13 protein-coding genes are annotated in these 15,964 nt (G+C 68.3%); 7 read left to right on the forward strand and 6 right to left on the reverse strand.

Going from position 1 to position 15,964, the window contains the following annotated elements; genetic code table 11:
- Positions 1-57 precede the first annotated feature (57 nt).
- The 3 genes from katG (at position 58) to ACTG4X_RS07170 (ending at position 3,279) form a co-directional block, all read left to right on the forward strand.
- On the forward strand, positions 58-2,259 hold the full coding sequence (katG, locus tag ACTG4X_RS07160; protein ID WP_093048108.1) for a catalase/peroxidase HPI: 2,202 nt from the start codon (positions 58-60) through the stop codon (positions 2,257-2,259).
- A 131-nt stretch (positions 2,260-2,390) separates the two neighbouring features.
- Positions 2,391-2,819 carry a hypothetical protein gene (locus ACTG4X_RS07165; RefSeq protein ID WP_093048129.1) on the forward strand — a complete coding sequence of 143 codons (429 nt, stop codon included), beginning with the start codon at positions 2,391-2,393 and terminating at the stop codon, positions 2,817-2,819.
- A 67-nt stretch (positions 2,820-2,886) separates the two neighbouring features.
- The gene (locus ACTG4X_RS07170; protein WP_440533517.1) at positions 2,887-3,279 is read left to right on the forward strand and encodes a carboxymuconolactone decarboxylase family protein; all 393 of its coding nucleotides are present in this window, start codon (positions 2,887-2,889) and stop codon (positions 3,277-3,279) included.
- A gap of 6 nt (positions 3,280-3,285) precedes the next feature.
- Here ACTG4X_RS07170 and putA read toward each other — a convergent pair whose 3' ends face one another.
- Entirely contained in the window at positions 3,286-7,023 is a 3,738-nt protein-coding gene (gene putA / locus ACTG4X_RS07175; protein ID WP_097200059.1) for a trifunctional transcriptional regulator/proline dehydrogenase/L-glutamate gamma-semialdehyde dehydrogenase, read from the reverse strand.
- A gap of 158 nt (positions 7,024-7,181) precedes the next feature.
- Between putA and ACTG4X_RS07180 the strand changes: the two genes are divergently transcribed.
- The 4 genes from ACTG4X_RS07180 to ACTG4X_RS07195 all read left to right on the forward strand — a co-directional run bounded on the left by ACTG4X_RS07180 (position 7,182) and on the right by ACTG4X_RS07195 (position 10,063).
- On the forward strand, positions 7,182-8,216 hold the full coding sequence (locus ACTG4X_RS07180; protein ID WP_097200058.1) for a hypothetical protein: 1,035 nt from the start codon (positions 7,182-7,184) through the stop codon (positions 8,214-8,216).
- 57 nt (positions 8,217-8,273) lie between these two features.
- Positions 8,274-8,870 (forward strand): helix-turn-helix domain-containing protein, encoded by a 597-nt coding sequence (locus ACTG4X_RS07185; protein ID WP_440533518.1) that lies wholly within the window; start codon positions 8,274-8,276, stop codon positions 8,868-8,870.
- A gap of 5 nt (positions 8,871-8,875) precedes the next feature.
- Positions 8,876-9,430 carry a GNAT family N-acetyltransferase gene (locus ACTG4X_RS07190; RefSeq protein WP_373559391.1) on the forward strand — a complete coding sequence of 185 codons (555 nt, stop codon included), beginning with the start codon at positions 8,876-8,878 and terminating at the stop codon, positions 9,428-9,430.
- Positions 9,431-9,568: 138 nt separating this feature from the next.
- Positions 9,569-10,063 carry a DUF2147 domain-containing protein gene (locus ACTG4X_RS07195; protein WP_097200055.1) on the forward strand — a complete coding sequence of 165 codons (495 nt, stop codon included), beginning with the start codon at positions 9,569-9,571 and terminating at the stop codon, positions 10,061-10,063.
- Between the two features lie 22 nt (positions 10,064-10,085).
- Here the strand turns inward: ACTG4X_RS07195 and ACTG4X_RS07200 are convergent, their stop codons facing one another.
- The 5 genes from ACTG4X_RS07200 to ACTG4X_RS07220 form a co-directional block, all read right to left on the reverse strand.
- Complete coding sequence (locus ACTG4X_RS07200) at positions 10,086-11,534, reverse strand: N-acyl-D-amino-acid deacylase family protein (RefSeq protein WP_440533519.1); 1,449 nt, start codon at positions 11,532-11,534, stop codon at positions 10,086-10,088.
- A gap of 13 nt (positions 11,535-11,547) precedes the next feature.
- Positions 11,548-12,549 (reverse strand): Bug family tripartite tricarboxylate transporter substrate binding protein, encoded by a 1,002-nt coding sequence (locus ACTG4X_RS07205; protein WP_097200053.1) that lies wholly within the window; start codon positions 12,547-12,549, stop codon positions 11,548-11,550.
- Positions 12,550-12,661: 112 nt separating this feature from the next.
- On the reverse strand, positions 12,662-13,648 hold the full coding sequence (locus ACTG4X_RS07210; protein ID WP_440534370.1) for a threonine ammonia-lyase: 987 nt from the start codon (positions 13,646-13,648) through the stop codon (positions 12,662-12,664).
- 74 nt (positions 13,649-13,722) lie between these two features.
- Positions 13,723-14,709: an N-carbamoyl-D-amino-acid hydrolase gene (locus ACTG4X_RS07215; protein WP_440533520.1), complete on the reverse strand. Its 987-nt coding sequence runs from the start codon at positions 14,707-14,709 to the stop codon at positions 13,723-13,725.
- A gap of 249 nt (positions 14,710-14,958) precedes the next feature.
- Entirely contained in the window at positions 14,959-15,957 is a 999-nt protein-coding gene (locus ACTG4X_RS07220; protein ID WP_440533521.1) for a LysR substrate-binding domain-containing protein, read from the reverse strand.
- Between the last annotated feature and the right edge of the window lie 7 nt (positions 15,958-15,964).

Genomic DNA, 15,964 nt, shown 5'->3' on the forward strand with positions numbered 1-15,964 from the left:
TCCAAACCTAGACTGGTCTCGGACCCCACGTGCGATCACCAACCAAAGGAGAACCCCTTGTCCGATGAAACAAAGTGCCCCTTCCCGGGCCACCAGCGTACACACAGCTTTGCCGGCGCTCCTGCGAATACAGACTGGTGGCCCAGCCAGTTGAACCTGAAGCTCCTGCACCAGCATTCCGCCGAGTCCGATCCCATGGGCGAAGCGTTCGACTACACCGAGGAATTCAAGACCCTCGACCTTGATGCCGTGATCAAGGACCTCCATGCCCTGATGACCGATTCGCAGGACTGGTGGCCCGCCGACTACGGCCACTACGGACCTCTCTTCATCCGCATGGCCTGGCACTCCGCCGGCACGTACCGCATTGCGGACGGCCGCGGCGGCGGTGGCCACGGCGCTCAGCGCTTCGCGCCCCTGAACAGCTGGCCGGACAACGGCAACCTCGACAAGGCGCGCCGGCTGCTGTGGCCGATCAAGCAGAAATACGGCCGCAAGCTTTCGTGGGCCGACCTGATGATCCTGACCGGCAACGTTGCGCTGGAGTCCATGGGCTTCAAGACCTTCGGCTTCGCCGGCGGCCGCCCCGACATCTGGGAGCCGGAGGACGACATCTTCTGGGGCCCCGAAGGCAAGTGGCTGGCCGATGAGCGCTACAGCGGCGACCGCGTGCTGGCCGGCCCGCTGGCCGCCGTGCAGATGGGCCTGATCTACGTGAACCCCGAAGGACCGAACGGCAACCCCGATCCGCTCGGCTCGGCCCGCGACATCCGCGAGACCTTCGCCCGCATGGCCATGAACGACGAGGAAACCGTGGCGCTCACCGCTGGCGGCCACACCTTCGGCAAGGCCCACGGCGCGGGCGACCCGGGCCTGGTCGGTGCCGAACCCGAGGGAGCCGACATCGAGGAGCTGGGCCTGGGATGGAAGAACAGCTTCGAAAGCGGCCTGGGTGTGCATGCCACCACCAGCGGTATCGAAGGCGCCTGGACCCCCACGCCCACGAAATGGGACAACAGCTACTTCGAGACGCTGTTCGGCTACGAATGGGAACTCACCAAGAGCCCGGCGGGCGCGAACCAGTGGAAGCCCAAGGGCAGCACGGGTGCGGGCACCGTGCCAGACGCGCACGATTCGGGCAAACGCCATGCCCCGATGATGACCACGGCCGACATGGCCATGCGCATGGACCCGGCCTACGAAAAAATCTCGCGCCGCTACATGGCGAATCCGGCGGAGTTTGCCGATGCATTCGCCCGCGCCTGGTTCAAGCTGACGCACCGCGACATGGGGCCGCGCGCACGCTACCTCGGCGCGCTGGTGCCGAAGGAAGAACTGATCTGGCAGGACCCGATTCCCGCCGTGAACCACCCGCTGGTCGATGACAAGGACGTCGCGGCCCTGAAGGCCAAGGTGCTCGCCTCGGGCCTGGGCATTGCGCAGCTCGTGGGCGCCGCCTGGGCTTCGGCTTCGACCTTCCGCGGCAGCGACAAGCGCGGCGGCGCCAACGGTGCGCGCATCCGCCTCGCGCCGCAGAAGGACTGGGAAGTCAACCAGCCGGCCCAGCTGTCGAAGGTGCTTTCGACGCTCGAAGGTATCCAGAAGGAATTCAACGGCGCGCAGTCCGGCGGCAAGAAGATCTCGCTCGCCGACCTGATCGTGCTGGCCGGCAACGCAGCGGTCGAGGCCGCGGCGAAGAAGGCCGGACAGGACGTGACGGTGCCTTTCTCGCCGGGGCGCGGGGACGCTTCGCAGGAGCAGACCGACGTTGAATCCTTCGCGCCCCTGGAGCCGCAGGCCGACGGGTTCCGCAACTACCTGAAGAAGGGCATCGACTCGGCCACCGCTGCCGGCCTGCTGCTCGACAAGGCGCAGCTGCTGACCCTGAGCGCGCCCGAGCTGACGGTCCTGGTCGGTGGCCTGCGCGCCCTGAACGCGAACGTCGGGCAGTCGCAGAACGGTGTGTTCACCAAGCGTCCGGAGACTCTCAGCAATGATTTCTTCGTGAACCTGCTCGACATGAACACCGGGTGGAAGAAGTCAACGACGGCTGAAGGCGTGCTGGAAGGCCGCGACCGGAAGACGGGCGAACTCAAGTGGACGGGCACCGTCGTCGACCTCGTGTTCGGTTCCAACTCGCAGTTGCGCGCGCTCGCGGAAGTCTATGGGGCCAGCGACTCGCAGAAGGCCTTCGTACGGGACTTCGTGGCCGCCTGGACCAAGGTGATGAACCTCGATCGCTTCGACCTCAAGAAGTGATCGGGCGGTGATTGGAGGCGACCGGTTCCGGTCGCCGCCGAGTGAGTGGCAGCAGTGCAGCCCCGGCCTGGTTTCGGATGATCCCGAACCAGGCCGGGGTGCATCCAAAAAAATGACAGCAGGAGACAACCATGCTAGTCGTGAAGAAGGCGCCTGCGGAGTCGATGGAATTCTTCCAGCCCGAGCAGTGGATGCATCTGCTCGAGCAGCTCGACATCATCCTGGCGACGGTGCAAACCGACGACACCAATCCCATCCTTCGCCGTTTCGGCGTGCGCCGGCGCTCTGCCATATTCCGTCGCCTGATGCAGGAGCGATGGCGTCTCGTCAAGGAGATAGAAGCATTCGGCCAGGCCGGACTTCTCGCCTTCGCGAAGAACCAGATGCCGGACGCATCGCCGTCGCGCCGCCATCTCGACGTCGAATTCAAGCTCCTGGGCGAAGCGTTCGATCAGTGCTCCAAAGACCTGTCGCCCGATACACAGGCCGCGCTGAGAAAGTGGCTGCTCGCGCGCTCGCACATGCATCAGGAGCACGCAAGGTTTCTGGAGACCTACTGACGGGCGCGGTGTGGAGGCTGCTACTGTTGTCGGTAACGGCTATCGGCCTTCAACAACAGGAGCTTCCATGAAACCCCAGCCCATCGAATACGCCAACGCCTCCGACGAAGTCAGGGCTGTCTTCGACGACATCAAGACCTCGCGCAACGTGCCCGACGTCAACAACTTCTGGAAGTACCTGGCCAACGACCCCGTCGCGCTCAGGCGCACGTGGAGCAGCCTGAAGGAAGTGATGGCACCGGGCGCGCTCGACCCGGTGGTGAAGGAGATGGTCTACCTTGCCGTGAGCGTCACCAACAACTGCGGCTACTGCATTGCGAGCCATCACGCCGGCGCCGAGAAGGCGGGCATGACGCCCGCGATGTTCGCCGAGCTGATGAGCGTGGTCGGCATGGCCAACGAGACCAACCGGCTCGTCAATGGCTACCGCGTGCCGATCGATCCGGCCTTCGACAAGTAAAACCGATCAGCCGATCGTCATCAGGCTCGCGTTGCCGCCGGCGGCCGCCGTGTTGATGCTGAGCGCACGCTCCACCACCAGGCTTTCGAGCGGAATGTCCGCATCGCCGGGCGCGAAGCCGCGCACGCCGACGATCGGCCCCGGTCGCGCTGCGATACGCTGCATCACACCCGACAGGCTCTGCATGCTGCCGTGGTGCAGTGCGGCGTCGAACATCACCGTGTCGGAGGCCCAGTCATTCGCGATGGCCACACACTGCTGCACCTCGGCCGGCAGCGATGCGCGAAGACTTTGCGCGGCGGCATCGGCGGGCCAGATCGCGGTGCTGCCCACCGACAGCACTGCGGCCAGTTGCACCAGCCGGTCGGCTTCCGTATCCGCTCCCGAGTCAACCAGGCACAGCACCGCCTCGCGCGGCTCCAGCGTGTAGACGTTGCGCTCGCCGGTCGGACCGGCCAGCGTGCGCGAAATGCCTGAGCGCGACTGTTCGGCAAAGCGCGCGCATTGCGCCGTCAGCGCGGGGCGGTCGGTTGCCTCCGCCCAGCGCGCGAGTGCCGACAGTGCGGCCCGCGAAGCAGAAGCACCACCCGCCACCGCGCGCTCCATCGCATCGTCCGGCCGCGCCGACAGCATGCGCAGCATGTACAGCGGACCACCCGCCTTCGGCCCCGTGCCCGACAGCCCTTCGCCGCCGAACGGCTGCACGCCCACCACCGCGCCGACGATGTTGCGGTTCACATAGACATTGCCCGCCTTGGCGTGCGCCACGATCTGCGCGATGGTTTCGTCGATGCGCGTGTGCACGCCCAGCGTCAGCCCGTAGCCCGTGCCGTTGATCTGCCCGATCAGCGCGCCGAGGTCGCGCCTGCGGTAGCGCACGACGTGCAGCACCGGTCCGAACACTTCGCGCTGCAGCTCCGCGATGCTGTCGAGTTCGATCAGCGTCGGCATCACGTAGGTACCGTTGCGCGTGTCGTGTGCGTACTCGCGGCCCTGGCGGAAGGCCTTGCGGCCCTTCGAGCGCATGGTCGCGATGTGGCGCTCGATGCCGTCGCGCGCGTCGGCATCGATCACCGGCCCGATGTCGACGGCCAGCCGCGCGGGGTTGCCGATGCAGGCTTCGGCCATCGCGCCCTTGAGCATCTCCAGCAGCCGGTCGGCCGCTTCCTCCTGCACGCACAGCACGCGCAGCGCCGAGCAGCGCTGGCCGGCGCTGTCGAAGGCCGAGGCCATCACGTCGGTGACGACCTGTTCCACGAGCGCGGACGAGTCGACGATCATCGCGTTCTGCCCACCGGTTTCCGCGATGAGCGGCACCGGTGCACCATGCGCGCCGAGCCGCTGCGAGAGCGTCTTCTGCAGGATGCGCGCAACCTCCGTCGAGCCGGTGAACATCACGCCCTGCACGCGCGCGTCGGCCACCAGCGCGGCGCCGACGGTTTCGCCGCGGCCGGGCAGCAGCTGCACGGCGGCATGCGGCACGCCGGCCTCCCACAGCACGCGCACCGCTTCGGCCGCCACCAGCGGCGTCTGTTCGGCGGGCTTGGCCAGCACGGGGTTGCCCGCCGCGAGCGCGGCCGCCACTTGGCCGGTGAAGATCGCCAGCGGAAAGTTCCATGGGCTGATGCACACCATGGGGCCGAGCGCGCGGTGCGTGTCGTTCGAGAAATCGCTGCGTGCCTGCGCCGCGTAGTAGCGCAGGAAGTCGACCGCCTCGCGCACTTCGGCTATGGCGTTGGCATAGGTCTTTCCGGCTTCGCGCGTCAGCAGGCCGAGCATCCGGGGCATGCCTTCTTCGAGCTTGCCGGCGGCGCGGTCGAGCAGGGCGGCGCGCTCGGCAGGCGGCGTGGCGGCCCATGCCGGGGCGATGTCATGGGCATGGGCAATGGCCGATTCGACATCGGCCAGCGTGGCCTCTTGCACCCGCCCGACGATGTCGCGATGGTCGGCGGGGTTCAGCACGCTGACCGCTTCGCCGGTTGGTGCGGCCGCGGCGAGCATCGGCGCCGCGCTCCATTTTTCACCGGCACCGCCGGCGAGCGTGTGACCCAGCGCGCGCAGGCTGTCGTCGTTCGCCAGGTCGAGCCCCTGCGAGTTGGCACGCTGCGTTCCATACAGCGCCGCGGGCAGCGAAATGGCCGGATGCGGCAGGCCCATCGTGCCTTCCTGCTGCGCCATGCGTTCCACCGTGGCGACCGGGTCTTCCACCAGCGCATCGAGCGAGATCGTCGGGTCCGCGATGCGGTTCACGAAGGAAGTGTTCGCGCCGTTCTCCAGCAGGCGTCGCACAAGATAGGCCAGCAGCGTCTCGTGCGTGCCCACCGGCGCATAGATGCGGCACGGCCGCCCGAGCGGGCCGACCACCTGCTCGTACAGCGGCTCGCCCATGCCGTGCAGGCACTGGAACTCGTACTGCCCCGGCTTGTAGCGCGACGGGTCGGCCGCCGTGTAGATGGCGGCCAGCGTGTGCGCGTTGTGCGTGGCGAACTGCGGGTACACGGCCTCCGGCGCATCGAGCAGCTTGCGTGCGCAGGCGAGGTACGACACGTCGGTGTAGGCCTTGCGCGTGTAGACCGGGTAGCCGTCGAGACCGTCGATCTGCGCGCGCTTGATTTCGCTGTCCCAGTAGGCGCCCTTCACCAGCCGCACCATCAGCCGGTGCCGGCTGCGGCGCGCCAGGTCGATCACGAAGTCAATCACGAACGGGCAGCGCTTTTGATAAGCCTGGATCACGAAGCCGATGCCGTTCCAGCCCGCGAGCGCCGGCTCGAAGCAAAGGCGCTCCAGCAGGTCGAGCGAGAGTTCGAGGCGGTCGGCCTCCTCTGCGTCGATGTTCAGGCCGATGTCGTACTGCTGCGCCAGCAGCGCAAGCTCGCGCAGCACCGGGTACAGCTCGGCCATCACGCGTGAATGCTGCGCGCGGCTGTAGCGCGGATGCAGCGCCGACAGCTTGATCGAGATGCCCGGCCCCTCGTACACGCCGCGATGGTTCGATGCCTTGCCGATCGCGTGGATCGCCTCTTCGTATGCGACGCGATAGCGCTTGGCGTCTTCCATGGTGAGCGCAGCCTCGCCGAGCATGTCGTACGAATAGCGAAAGCCCCCGGCCTCCAGTTCGCGCGCGTTGCCCAGCGCCTGCGCGATGGTTTCGCCGGTGACGAACTGCTCGCCCATCATCCGCATCGCCATGTCCACGCCCTTGCGGATCAGCGGCTCGCCGCCCTTGCCGATCAGGCGCGTGAGCACGGCCGAGAGACTTGTCTCACTGTGCGTGGCCACGAGCTTGCCCGTCAGCAGCAGGCCCCAGGTCGCGGCGTTGACAAACACCGACGGGCTGCGGCCCGCATGCGCCTGCCATTGGCCGTGCGCGATCTTGTCGCGGATCAGCGCGTTGCGCGTCTCGGCGTCGGGGATGCGCAGCAGCGCCTCGGCCAGGCACATCAGCGCCACGCCTTCCTGCGACGACAGCGCGTATTCCTGCAGCAGGCCCTGCACGAGGCCGGCACGGCCGCCTGCGTTCTTGCGCTCGCGCAACTGCTGGGCGATGCGGTAGGCGAGTTCCTGGGCTTCCTCGGCCTGATTGCTCGGCAGGCGCGCTTGTGCGAGAAGCGGCGGCAGCGCCTGCGGTTCGGCCCGGCGCCAGGCTGCGGTGATCTGCTCGCGCAGCGCCGAAGAGGGCTCGGACAAACCATCGGCAAACGCCGCGAAGGAAGAGGGCAGAGGGTCGGCGCTGGTGGTGCTCATGAGGGGCTCGTGCTGGTGATATGTTGGATGATCCGCGTCTCCATGGCGAATTTGTGTTCGAAGAATGGCGATTCGGCAGAGTAAATCGCTAAGACGAGCAAGTGTGCTGCGCGAGAGAATCCGTGTTCCAACCACCAGCCCCGGGGAGCCGCACGAACATGCACAACAACAGATGGCTTTGCCTTGCGGCCGCGTGCCTGTCGCTCTGGTCGGCGCATGCGGCGGCCGATCCTGCCGGTTGCACAGCGTCGGCTTCCCTGGATTGCTACCGCAGCTTCCAGCCGACCGGAGCCGGCGGCACGCTGAACTACTACGCCTCGCTCGCTCCCGGTGCGGCGGCAACTGCCGGCCCGATGAAGGCGCTCATCGCCGTGCACGGCCATCCGCGCGACGCCAACAAGACCTTCGACGCGGCACTGCGCGCCGTCCGCAATGCCGATGCGCTCGGCGACACGCTGGTCGTCGCGCCGGTCTTCCAGGTCGCAGCGGACAAAGCCGGCAAGTGCAGCACCCCGGGCGTGCCCGCTGCGCAGCCCGGCGACCTGCTGTGGACCTGCGGCTCCTGGCTCGAAGGCGGCCGTGCGGGCGAGGGCGAGGGCGGCCGCATCACCTCGTTCGCTGCCATGGACGCGCTCGTGACCGAGCTGACGCAGCGCTGGCCGAGCCTGCGCACAGTCACCATCGCCGGCTTCTCGGCTGGCGCGCAGATGGTGCAGCACTACATCGGCTTCGCGCAGAACGGGGGCACGGTGGCCGTGCGCTACGTGGTCGCCGATCCGGGTACGTGGCTCTACTTCGATCCGTTTCGTCCGCAGCCGACGCCCGATGCCACGGCTTGCCCCGCGATGAACCGCTGGAAGTACGGCACCGACGACCTGCCAGCACACCTCGGGCGCAGTGCCGCGCAGGCGCGCCGGCAGTATGCGGAGGCCGACATCAGCTACCTCGAAGGCGAACTGGACAGCAACGACGCACGGGGCACGGCCTACCGCGTGCTCGACAAGTCCTGCGCGGCCGCCGCGCAAGGCCCGTTCCGCCTGCAGCGCGGGCTGGCCTATGCGCAGTACGACCGCACGCTGCTCGCGCCGGCCAAGCGCCGCGAGGTCGTGGTGGTGCCGGGCTGCGCGCATGACGTGGCGTGCGTCTTTCCGTCAGAAGCGGCGCGTGCCGCGTTGATCGGCCCTCCGCGCTGAGGGCGGTTCGCCGGGAGGCTTGACGCAATTTCCTTTATGATGGATATTTAATCCAATATGAAGGAAATAAAAGAAACACCGTCCGGCCTGAACGAGCGCATCGCGCAGCGCGTGCGCGACCTGCGTGCGCAACGCGGCCTCTCGCTCGATGCGCTGGCCACGCACTGCGGCGTCAGCCGTTCCATGATCTCGCTGATCGAGCGAGGCGAAAGCAGCCCCACCGCCGTGCTGCTCGAAAAACTCGCGACCGGCCTTGGCGTGTCGCTGGCCTCGCTGTTCGAGGCGCCCGCGCCCGCCGCCGATCCGGTGTCGCGCCTGGCCAGCCAGCTGCAGTGGCGCGACCCGCACTCCGGCTATGTGCGGCGCAACGTGTCGCCGGGCAGCTTTGCATCGCCCATCCAGATCGTCGAGGTGCTGTTTCCGCCCAAGGCCCGCGTGGCCTACGAAACCGCGGCGCGCGAGCCGGTCATCCACCAGCAGGTGTGGGTGCTCGACGGCGTCATCGAACTCACGCTGGGCGACGACCAGCATCGGCTCGCCACCGGCGATTGCTTGGCGATGGTGCTCGACCGCCCCATGAGCTACTACAACCCCTCGCGCACTACCACCCGCTACGCCGTCGTGATCGCGACCGTGCCCTCTTCGTGGAGATGAACAACATGACGAATTTCGAAGCGCCCCGCATCCATGTCCTTCCTACGGTGAGCGATGCCCAGGTCCAGGCGCTGGCCGACCTGCTGATCGATTGCGTCGAGGGCGGCGCGTCTGTCAGCTTCATGCTCCCGCTGGCCCGCGAGCGCGCCCTTGCGTTCTGGCGGAAGGTGGCCGACGGCGTGGCGCGCGGCGAACGTGCATTGCTCGTGGCCGAAGACGCCGAGGGCCTCCTCGGAACAGTGCAGCTCGTGCTCGACCAGCCCGAGAACCAGCCTCACCGCGCAGAGGTCTCGAAGATGCTGGTGTACCGCAGGGCGCGGCGCCGGGGCATCGGCGCGCTGCTGATGCAGGCGGCCGAGGACCAGGCGCATGCGCACGGCAAGACCTTGCTGGTGCTCGACACGTCGAGCGCCGAAGCCGAGCGGCTCTATGCCCGCATGGGCTGGCAGCGCGTGGGCGTGATCCCCGGGTTCGCATTGCTGCCGGAGGGCGAACCGTGCAGCACCACCTTCTTCTATCGCGCGCTGGAGGCCCGCGCACAGACACCGGCGGCAGGCTGAGCCGAACAGATTTGTATCGCACCTTGTCTGGCACGCGGCCAGATACGGAGCGCGACCATTCAGTGCCTGCCCCGACACACTGCGAAGGCAGGTGCTGCGATGCAATGGGTGCTTCATCCACTCGACACGGAGCCCGCCATGACCATGCACTCGTTCCATCGTCCATCAGGCCGCGCGCTGGCCGCCGTCCTGATGCTGACCGCAGCCTTCGCCGCGCAGGCGCAGTCGTCTTCCGCGGCAACCGATCCACGCGGCCGCTGGATCACCGCGAACGGCAACCTCGAAGTGGAGCTCGCACCGTGCGGCACCGCGCTGTGCGGCACCGTCACCAAGGTCCTCGGCAATCGATCGATGGCGCCCGGCGGCGGCGACATGCAACCCGCCGACGGCCGGCCGGCCCTCGGCATGACGCTGCTGAAAGACTTCACGCCAGTCGATGCGACCGATCCGTCCCGGCCACCCACCGAATGGACTGGGCAGATCTACAACCGCGAGAACGGCAAGACCTACAGCTGCAACATGTCGGTCAGCACCGCCGGCAATCCGGCGGGCGAGCTGCTGCTGCGTGCGTACGTCGGGCTGCCGCTGTTCGGCAAGACGCAACGCTGGGTGCGTGCCGCGTCGGACAACTGAGTTGCCATGCGCGGCCGGTCGGTCAGTCGGTCAGGCGCACCACGCGCCCGTTGCGCACGCCCAGCGATTCGCCATTGCGCCACGCAGGTCGCCCGTTGACGATGACGGCGTCGATGCCCTCCGCGCGCAGCGTAGGGACCTCCCAGGTTGCGCGGTCGGCAATCCGGTCGGCATCGAACACGGTGATGTCGGCAAAGGCGCCTTCGCACAGCACGCCGCGGCCGGGCAGGCGGAAATGCCTGGCCGTCAGCCCCGTCATCTTGTGCACCGCCTGTTCGAGTGAGAACAGACCGACGTCGCGGCAGTAGTGGCCCAGCACGCGCGGAAAAGTGCCCCACAGGCGCGGATGCGGTGACGCGTCGTGCGGCATGCCATCGGAGCCGATCATGGTTTGAGGAAAGGCGAGCACGCGCCGCACGTCGGCCTCGTCCATCAGGAAGTAGATGGCGCCGGCCGGCTGCAGCAGGTCGACCGCATCTTCCATCGACACACCGAGGCGCTGCGCGATCGCGTCGAGGTCCATGCCCGCGAACTCGGGGTGCGGCCGTGACTGGGTGACGATGATCCGGCTCGACACCGCAATGCGGTCCTTGCGCAGGATGGTGGAGCCCGCGCAGTAGGGATAGCAGTCGAGCGCGATCGGCTGGTGCGCCATGGCCTCGCGCACGTGGGCCAGGGTTTGCACCGAACGGCCGTGGTTGCGCGGGCCGATGAGCTTGTGGTGCGACACCACCACCGGTGCCTGCCCCGCACGGCCGATCGCGAAAGCCTCGTCCAGCGCGGCAAAGACATGGTCGCCCTCGTCGCGGATGTGGCTCGCGTACACGCCTCCGTAGGGGCCGATCACTTCGGCGACCCGCGCCATCTCTTCAGTCGTGGCCGGCATGGCCGTGGGATAGGCCGCGCCGGTGGACAGCCCGATGGCGCCGCTGGCCATGGCCTCGGCGAGCAGCGCCCGCATGCGCACGATCTCTTCCGGTGTGGCGGCCCGGTCGAGGCGCTCCATCGTCGCCGCGCGCAAGGTGGTGTGGCCCACCAGGCAGGCCGCGTTCACCGCCGCGGGCGCAGCCTCCAGGCGCGCGAGGTAGGCCGCGAAGGTGGCGTCGCCGAACAGGGCCGGGTCGTGGCCCAGCAGGTTCAGCGGTGGCGGTACGGTGGCGCCGGCCGGCGCGCCCCAGGGCGCGAGGCTCATGCCGCAGTTGCCGGTGACGACCGTCGTCACGCCCTGGCTCAGCTTGGCCGGCATGTCCGGCTCGAGCAGGAGGTAGCGGTCGTCGTGCGTGTGCGAGTCGATGAAGCCCGGCGCCACGATGCGGCCGCTGGCGTCGATCTCGACCGTGCCACGCAGCGCCGACAGGTCGCCGACGGCAGCCACGCGCGCACCGCGGATGCCGACATCAGCCTGGTGCCGTGCGCTGCCGGTGCCGTCGATCAGCATGCCGTGGCGCACCACGAGGTCGAAGTCAGCCATGTACGTGCGCGCTTCAGTCGAGCTTGGCGCCCGAGTGCTTGACCACGTCGGCCCACACGGGGCGCTCTTTCCTGGCGAGGTCAAACAGATCCTGGCGCGGACCGGTGTGGACCTCATAGGCCTGGGCGGCCAGCTGCTGCTTCACCGCGGGCGAATTCAACGCCTTGTTGAAAGCGGCGTTGAGAGCGTCGAGGATCTTCGGATCGACGCCGGCCGGTGCAACGTAGCCGGTCCACGCCACGGCCTGGTATTTCTTCAGGCCGGTCTCGGCGATGGTGGGCAGATCGGGCAGGCGGCTGTCGCGCGCGGCGCCGGTCACGGCCAGCGGCGTGATCTTGCCGCCCTTGAGGTGCGGAGCGATGGAGGTGATGTTCTCGAACACCAGGTCCACCTCGCCGCGCATCAGCGCCATGTCGGCTTCCAGCCCGCCCTTGTACGGGATGTGCACGATGGACACGCCGGCCATCGACTTGAACATCTCCGCGCTCAGGTGGCCGGTTGTGCCGTTGCCGCCCGAGGCCACGGTGAGCTTGCCGGGCTGCTTCTTGGCCATGTCGATGAGGCCGGCCACGTCCTTCACGCCGAGGTCGCTGCGCACGGCCAGCACGTTCTGCACGAAGCCGGTCAGTGCCACCGGGGCGAGCTGCGTGTCGGCGTCGTAGGGTAGCTTCTTGTAGAGCGACTGGTTGATCGCCAGCGTCGCCACGTTGGCGTAGGCGATGGTGTAGCCGTCCGCGGGGGCGGCGATGGTGGCCTGCGTGCCGATGATGCCGGAGGCGCCGACGCGGTTCATCACCACCACCGACTGGCCGAGGTCGCGGCCCACCGCATCGGCGAGCAGCCGCGAGACGATGTCGGGCGTGGTGCCGGCGTTGAAGGGCACGATCAGGGTGATCGGCTTGTCTGGGTACGCGGCTTGCGCGTAGCCGCACAGGGCCAGTGCGGCCAGCGGCGCGGCCAGCACATTCAAGAGCCAGCGGCGGGAGGCAAAGGAACGGACGTTGAAGAACGACATGGTCAAGGCTTTCTGAAGAAGATCGATGGAGGGGCTTGCGGTCTCCTGGGCGACGCTGCGCCGGGGCATGGCGGCGTCGGCCTCGTTGCTATGGGAATGGATGAGATGGGCGCTACGCCATCACGGACTGCAGGACCGGCAGGTCGACGTTGCCGCCCGAGAGAACGAGCACGGCGCTCTGCCCGCGCAGCGAGACATGGCCGGCCAGCATTGCCGCGAGCGCCACGCTGCCGCCGGGCTCGACGACGAGGTGCAGTTCTTCCAGCGCGAATCGCATCGCGCGGGTCACTTCCGCGTCCGTCACGGCGACGGCCTCGTGCAGCAGCGGCTGGTTGATGGCGAACGGCAGCTCTGCGGGCGTGACGGCCTGCAGGGCATCGCACAGCGTGCGCGCGCCGGGTGCGTTGGTCTCGCGCCGGCCGCTGCGCAGCGAGCGCACGGTGTCGTCGAAGCCCGCGGGCTCGACGGCCACGCGCCGCGCGCCGGGGCTCAGCGCATCGAGGGCCAGGCAGCAGCCGGCCATGAGGCCGCCGCCGCCGCAGGGCGCTGCGAACAGCCCCAGGGTTTCCCGCGCATCGGCCGGCAGGTCTTGCAGCGCCTCCAGCGCCACGGTGCCCTGCGCGGCCAGCACCTCGGGGTGGTCACCCGGCGGAACCAGCGTGCCGCCGGTCTCGGTCAGCAGGCGCATGCCGATGTCCTCGCGGCTTTCCCTCTCGCGGTCGTAGTGGACGACCTTCGCGCCCTGCGCGAGCGCGCGCGCCACCTTGGTCTTGGGGGCATCGACCGGCATCACGATGGTGGCCGACACGCCCAGTTGCCGCGCCGCCCAGGCAATCGCCTGGCCGTGGTTGCCCGTCGAGTAGGCCACCACGCCGCGCTCCCGCTGCTGCGGCGTGAGTGCCAGCAGGGCATTGAAGGCACCGCGGGCCTTGAAGGAGCCGGTGACCTGCAGGCTCTCGGGCTTGATCCACACGGTGCCGCCCACCAGCGCGTCCAGCGCGGGCGAGCGCAGCAGCGGCGTGCGCTGCACGTACGGCGCAATGGCTTGTGCCGCGCGCAGCACGTCGTCGAAACGGGGCACGCGCATCGTGCCGAGCATCGCGTGCTCGATGTGGTCCGGCAGCGCCGCGGCAGAAGAAGTGGAGGAGGTGCTCGTCATCGCGCAGGCCTCCTTCACGCCGGTTGCCACACGGGGGGCTCGGTGCTGCCGGTCTGGCTGGTGAGGCGGGTGTAGGCCTCCAGGCGGCGGTGCTGGGCGAAGTTGAAGATGGTGTTGCGGCCCAACTGGCACATGTCCAGGTTGCAGTCGGCCACCACCAGCTCGTCGTCCCAGCTGGTGGCCATGGCCATGATCTCGCCCTGGGGGTTCACGATGATGGAGTGGCCCATCAGCTCGAAGCCGTCCTCGTTGCCGGCCTTGGCCACGCCCACGCCGAAAGTGGCGTTCTGGTAGCACCCGGCCTGGATGGAAAGCTGCGAGTGGAAGTTGCGCAGGTGGTGCGCCTCGAAGCCGCGGTTTTCCTGGTTCACCGCCGGCGTGTTGTAGCCCAGCATGACCAGCTCGACCTGCTGCAGGCCGAGCTCGCGCCACGATTCGGGCCAGCGCCGGTCGTTGCAGATCAGCATGCCCAGGTTCACGCCATCGACCTGGCCCACAGGCGCGCGCACGACCGGGAAGCCCAGATTGCCCACCTCGAAGTAGCGCTTTTCCAGGTGCTGCACCTTGCGGATGGTGGAGAACTCCTTGTGCCCCGGCAGGTGCACCTTGCGGTACTTGAGCACGATCTCGCCCGAAGGCGCGATCACCACCGAGGTGTTGAAGCGCCGCTTGCGCACCACGCCGGTCTCATCGGCCTCGTGGGCGATCTCGGCGTAGCCCAGGTAGCAGGTCAGCCCGTAACGGCGGATGGCATCGAAGAGCGGCTGCGTGGTGGGCGAGGGCAGCGCCTCCTCGTACCACGCGTCGGCCTCGTCGAGGTTCTCGACGTACCAGCGCGGAAAGAAAGTGGTCAGCGCCAGCTCGGGAAACACCACGACATTGGCGCCGCGCTGATGCGCGCGCTCCAGCAGGCGCACCATGCGGGCCACGGCGGCATCGCGGCCTTCGGCTTTCTGGATGGGCCCGAGCTGGGCGGCGGCGACGGTGATCAAGCGGTTCATGGCGGCAGAAAAGTTGGTCTGAGCCAAATGATCTGGCCCGCCGCCCCTGCGGCCAACTGCGCCTGAACCGCCCCGGCAGGCCGCGAGGGCATGCTTCGGATCTGCCGCAAGTGATTGATTTCAAACACAAAACTCGTGGCGCCCAAGGCGCCCCGACCCGCTCGTCGATAACCGCGCGTTATGCCCTGGGGACAAAAGGTGATGGACGTCCGGCCCGCGCTGTCAATGGCGCGCAACGAATCGCCCGGCTCAGGGGCCAGGCGCACGCACGGGCGCATCCTCGCCCGGGTGCTCCGGCAGCGTGAGGGCGAGCGCACTGTCGCGCCCCTCCTGCTTCAGCAGCCGCTTGAAGACGGTCAGGAATTCCTTGGCCATGGCCGACAGCGGGCTGACGTTGGTGTGGATCAGGTAGATGCGGTGCGCAAGCGTGGGCGAGAGCGGCTTGAGCACCACGCCATCCGTCATCACCGAGCGCCGCGCACCGAAGGCCTCGATCAGCGCCACGCCGACGCCTTCACGCACCAGCGCCATCGCCTCGGGCGTGGAGCGGATCTCGACGTCGGCGCGCAAGGGCAGGCCCGACGCGGCGAGGAAGTCGGCCGTGAGCCGGCCGAAGGGCGTATCGCGCCCGTAGCCGATGAAGGTCTGGCCCAGCAGGTCGGTTGCGCTGATTGCCTCGGCCTGCGCCAGCGGATGACGCTCGGGCACCGCGCACTCGATGAAGCTGTGGCCGATCGCCCGCGATGCCGCGTTGGCACTGGCCGGCGGCGGCATCGAGGAGATCGCCAGGTCCGCGTGCCCCAGCAGCACATGCGGCAGCAACTGGTCGAACGGCAATGGCCTGTACTTGATGCGCACGCCCGGATAGCGGGCCCGGAAGCGCTTGATCGCCACCGGTATCAGCCACTCGCTGAAGCTGGGGCTGGAGACCAATGACAGCTCGCCCTGCGAACCGCCGACCAGGTCGGCCGCCAGTGCATTGAAGCGACGCACGCCTTCCAGGATGCTTTCCACCTCCGAGAACAGGCGGCGCGCCTCGGGCGTGGGCTGCAGGCGCCCGCGCACGCGCTCGAACATCAGCATGCGCAGCCGGCTCTCCGTTGTGGCCAGCACGCGGCTGACGGCCGGCTGGGAAACGCACAGCATGCGTGCCGCCCCGCTGAGGGTGCCGGCGATCATGATGGCGTGGAAGACTTCGATCTGCCGCAGATTCAGCGGCACCGGCGGGGTCAGGAGCGTGGCGGGCATGGCGCGG

It is taken from the genome of Variovorax sp. YR566 (assembly GCF_051992195.1).
In the GTDB taxonomy this organism is placed as follows: Bacteria; Pseudomonadota; Gammaproteobacteria; order Burkholderiales; family Burkholderiaceae_C; genus Variovorax.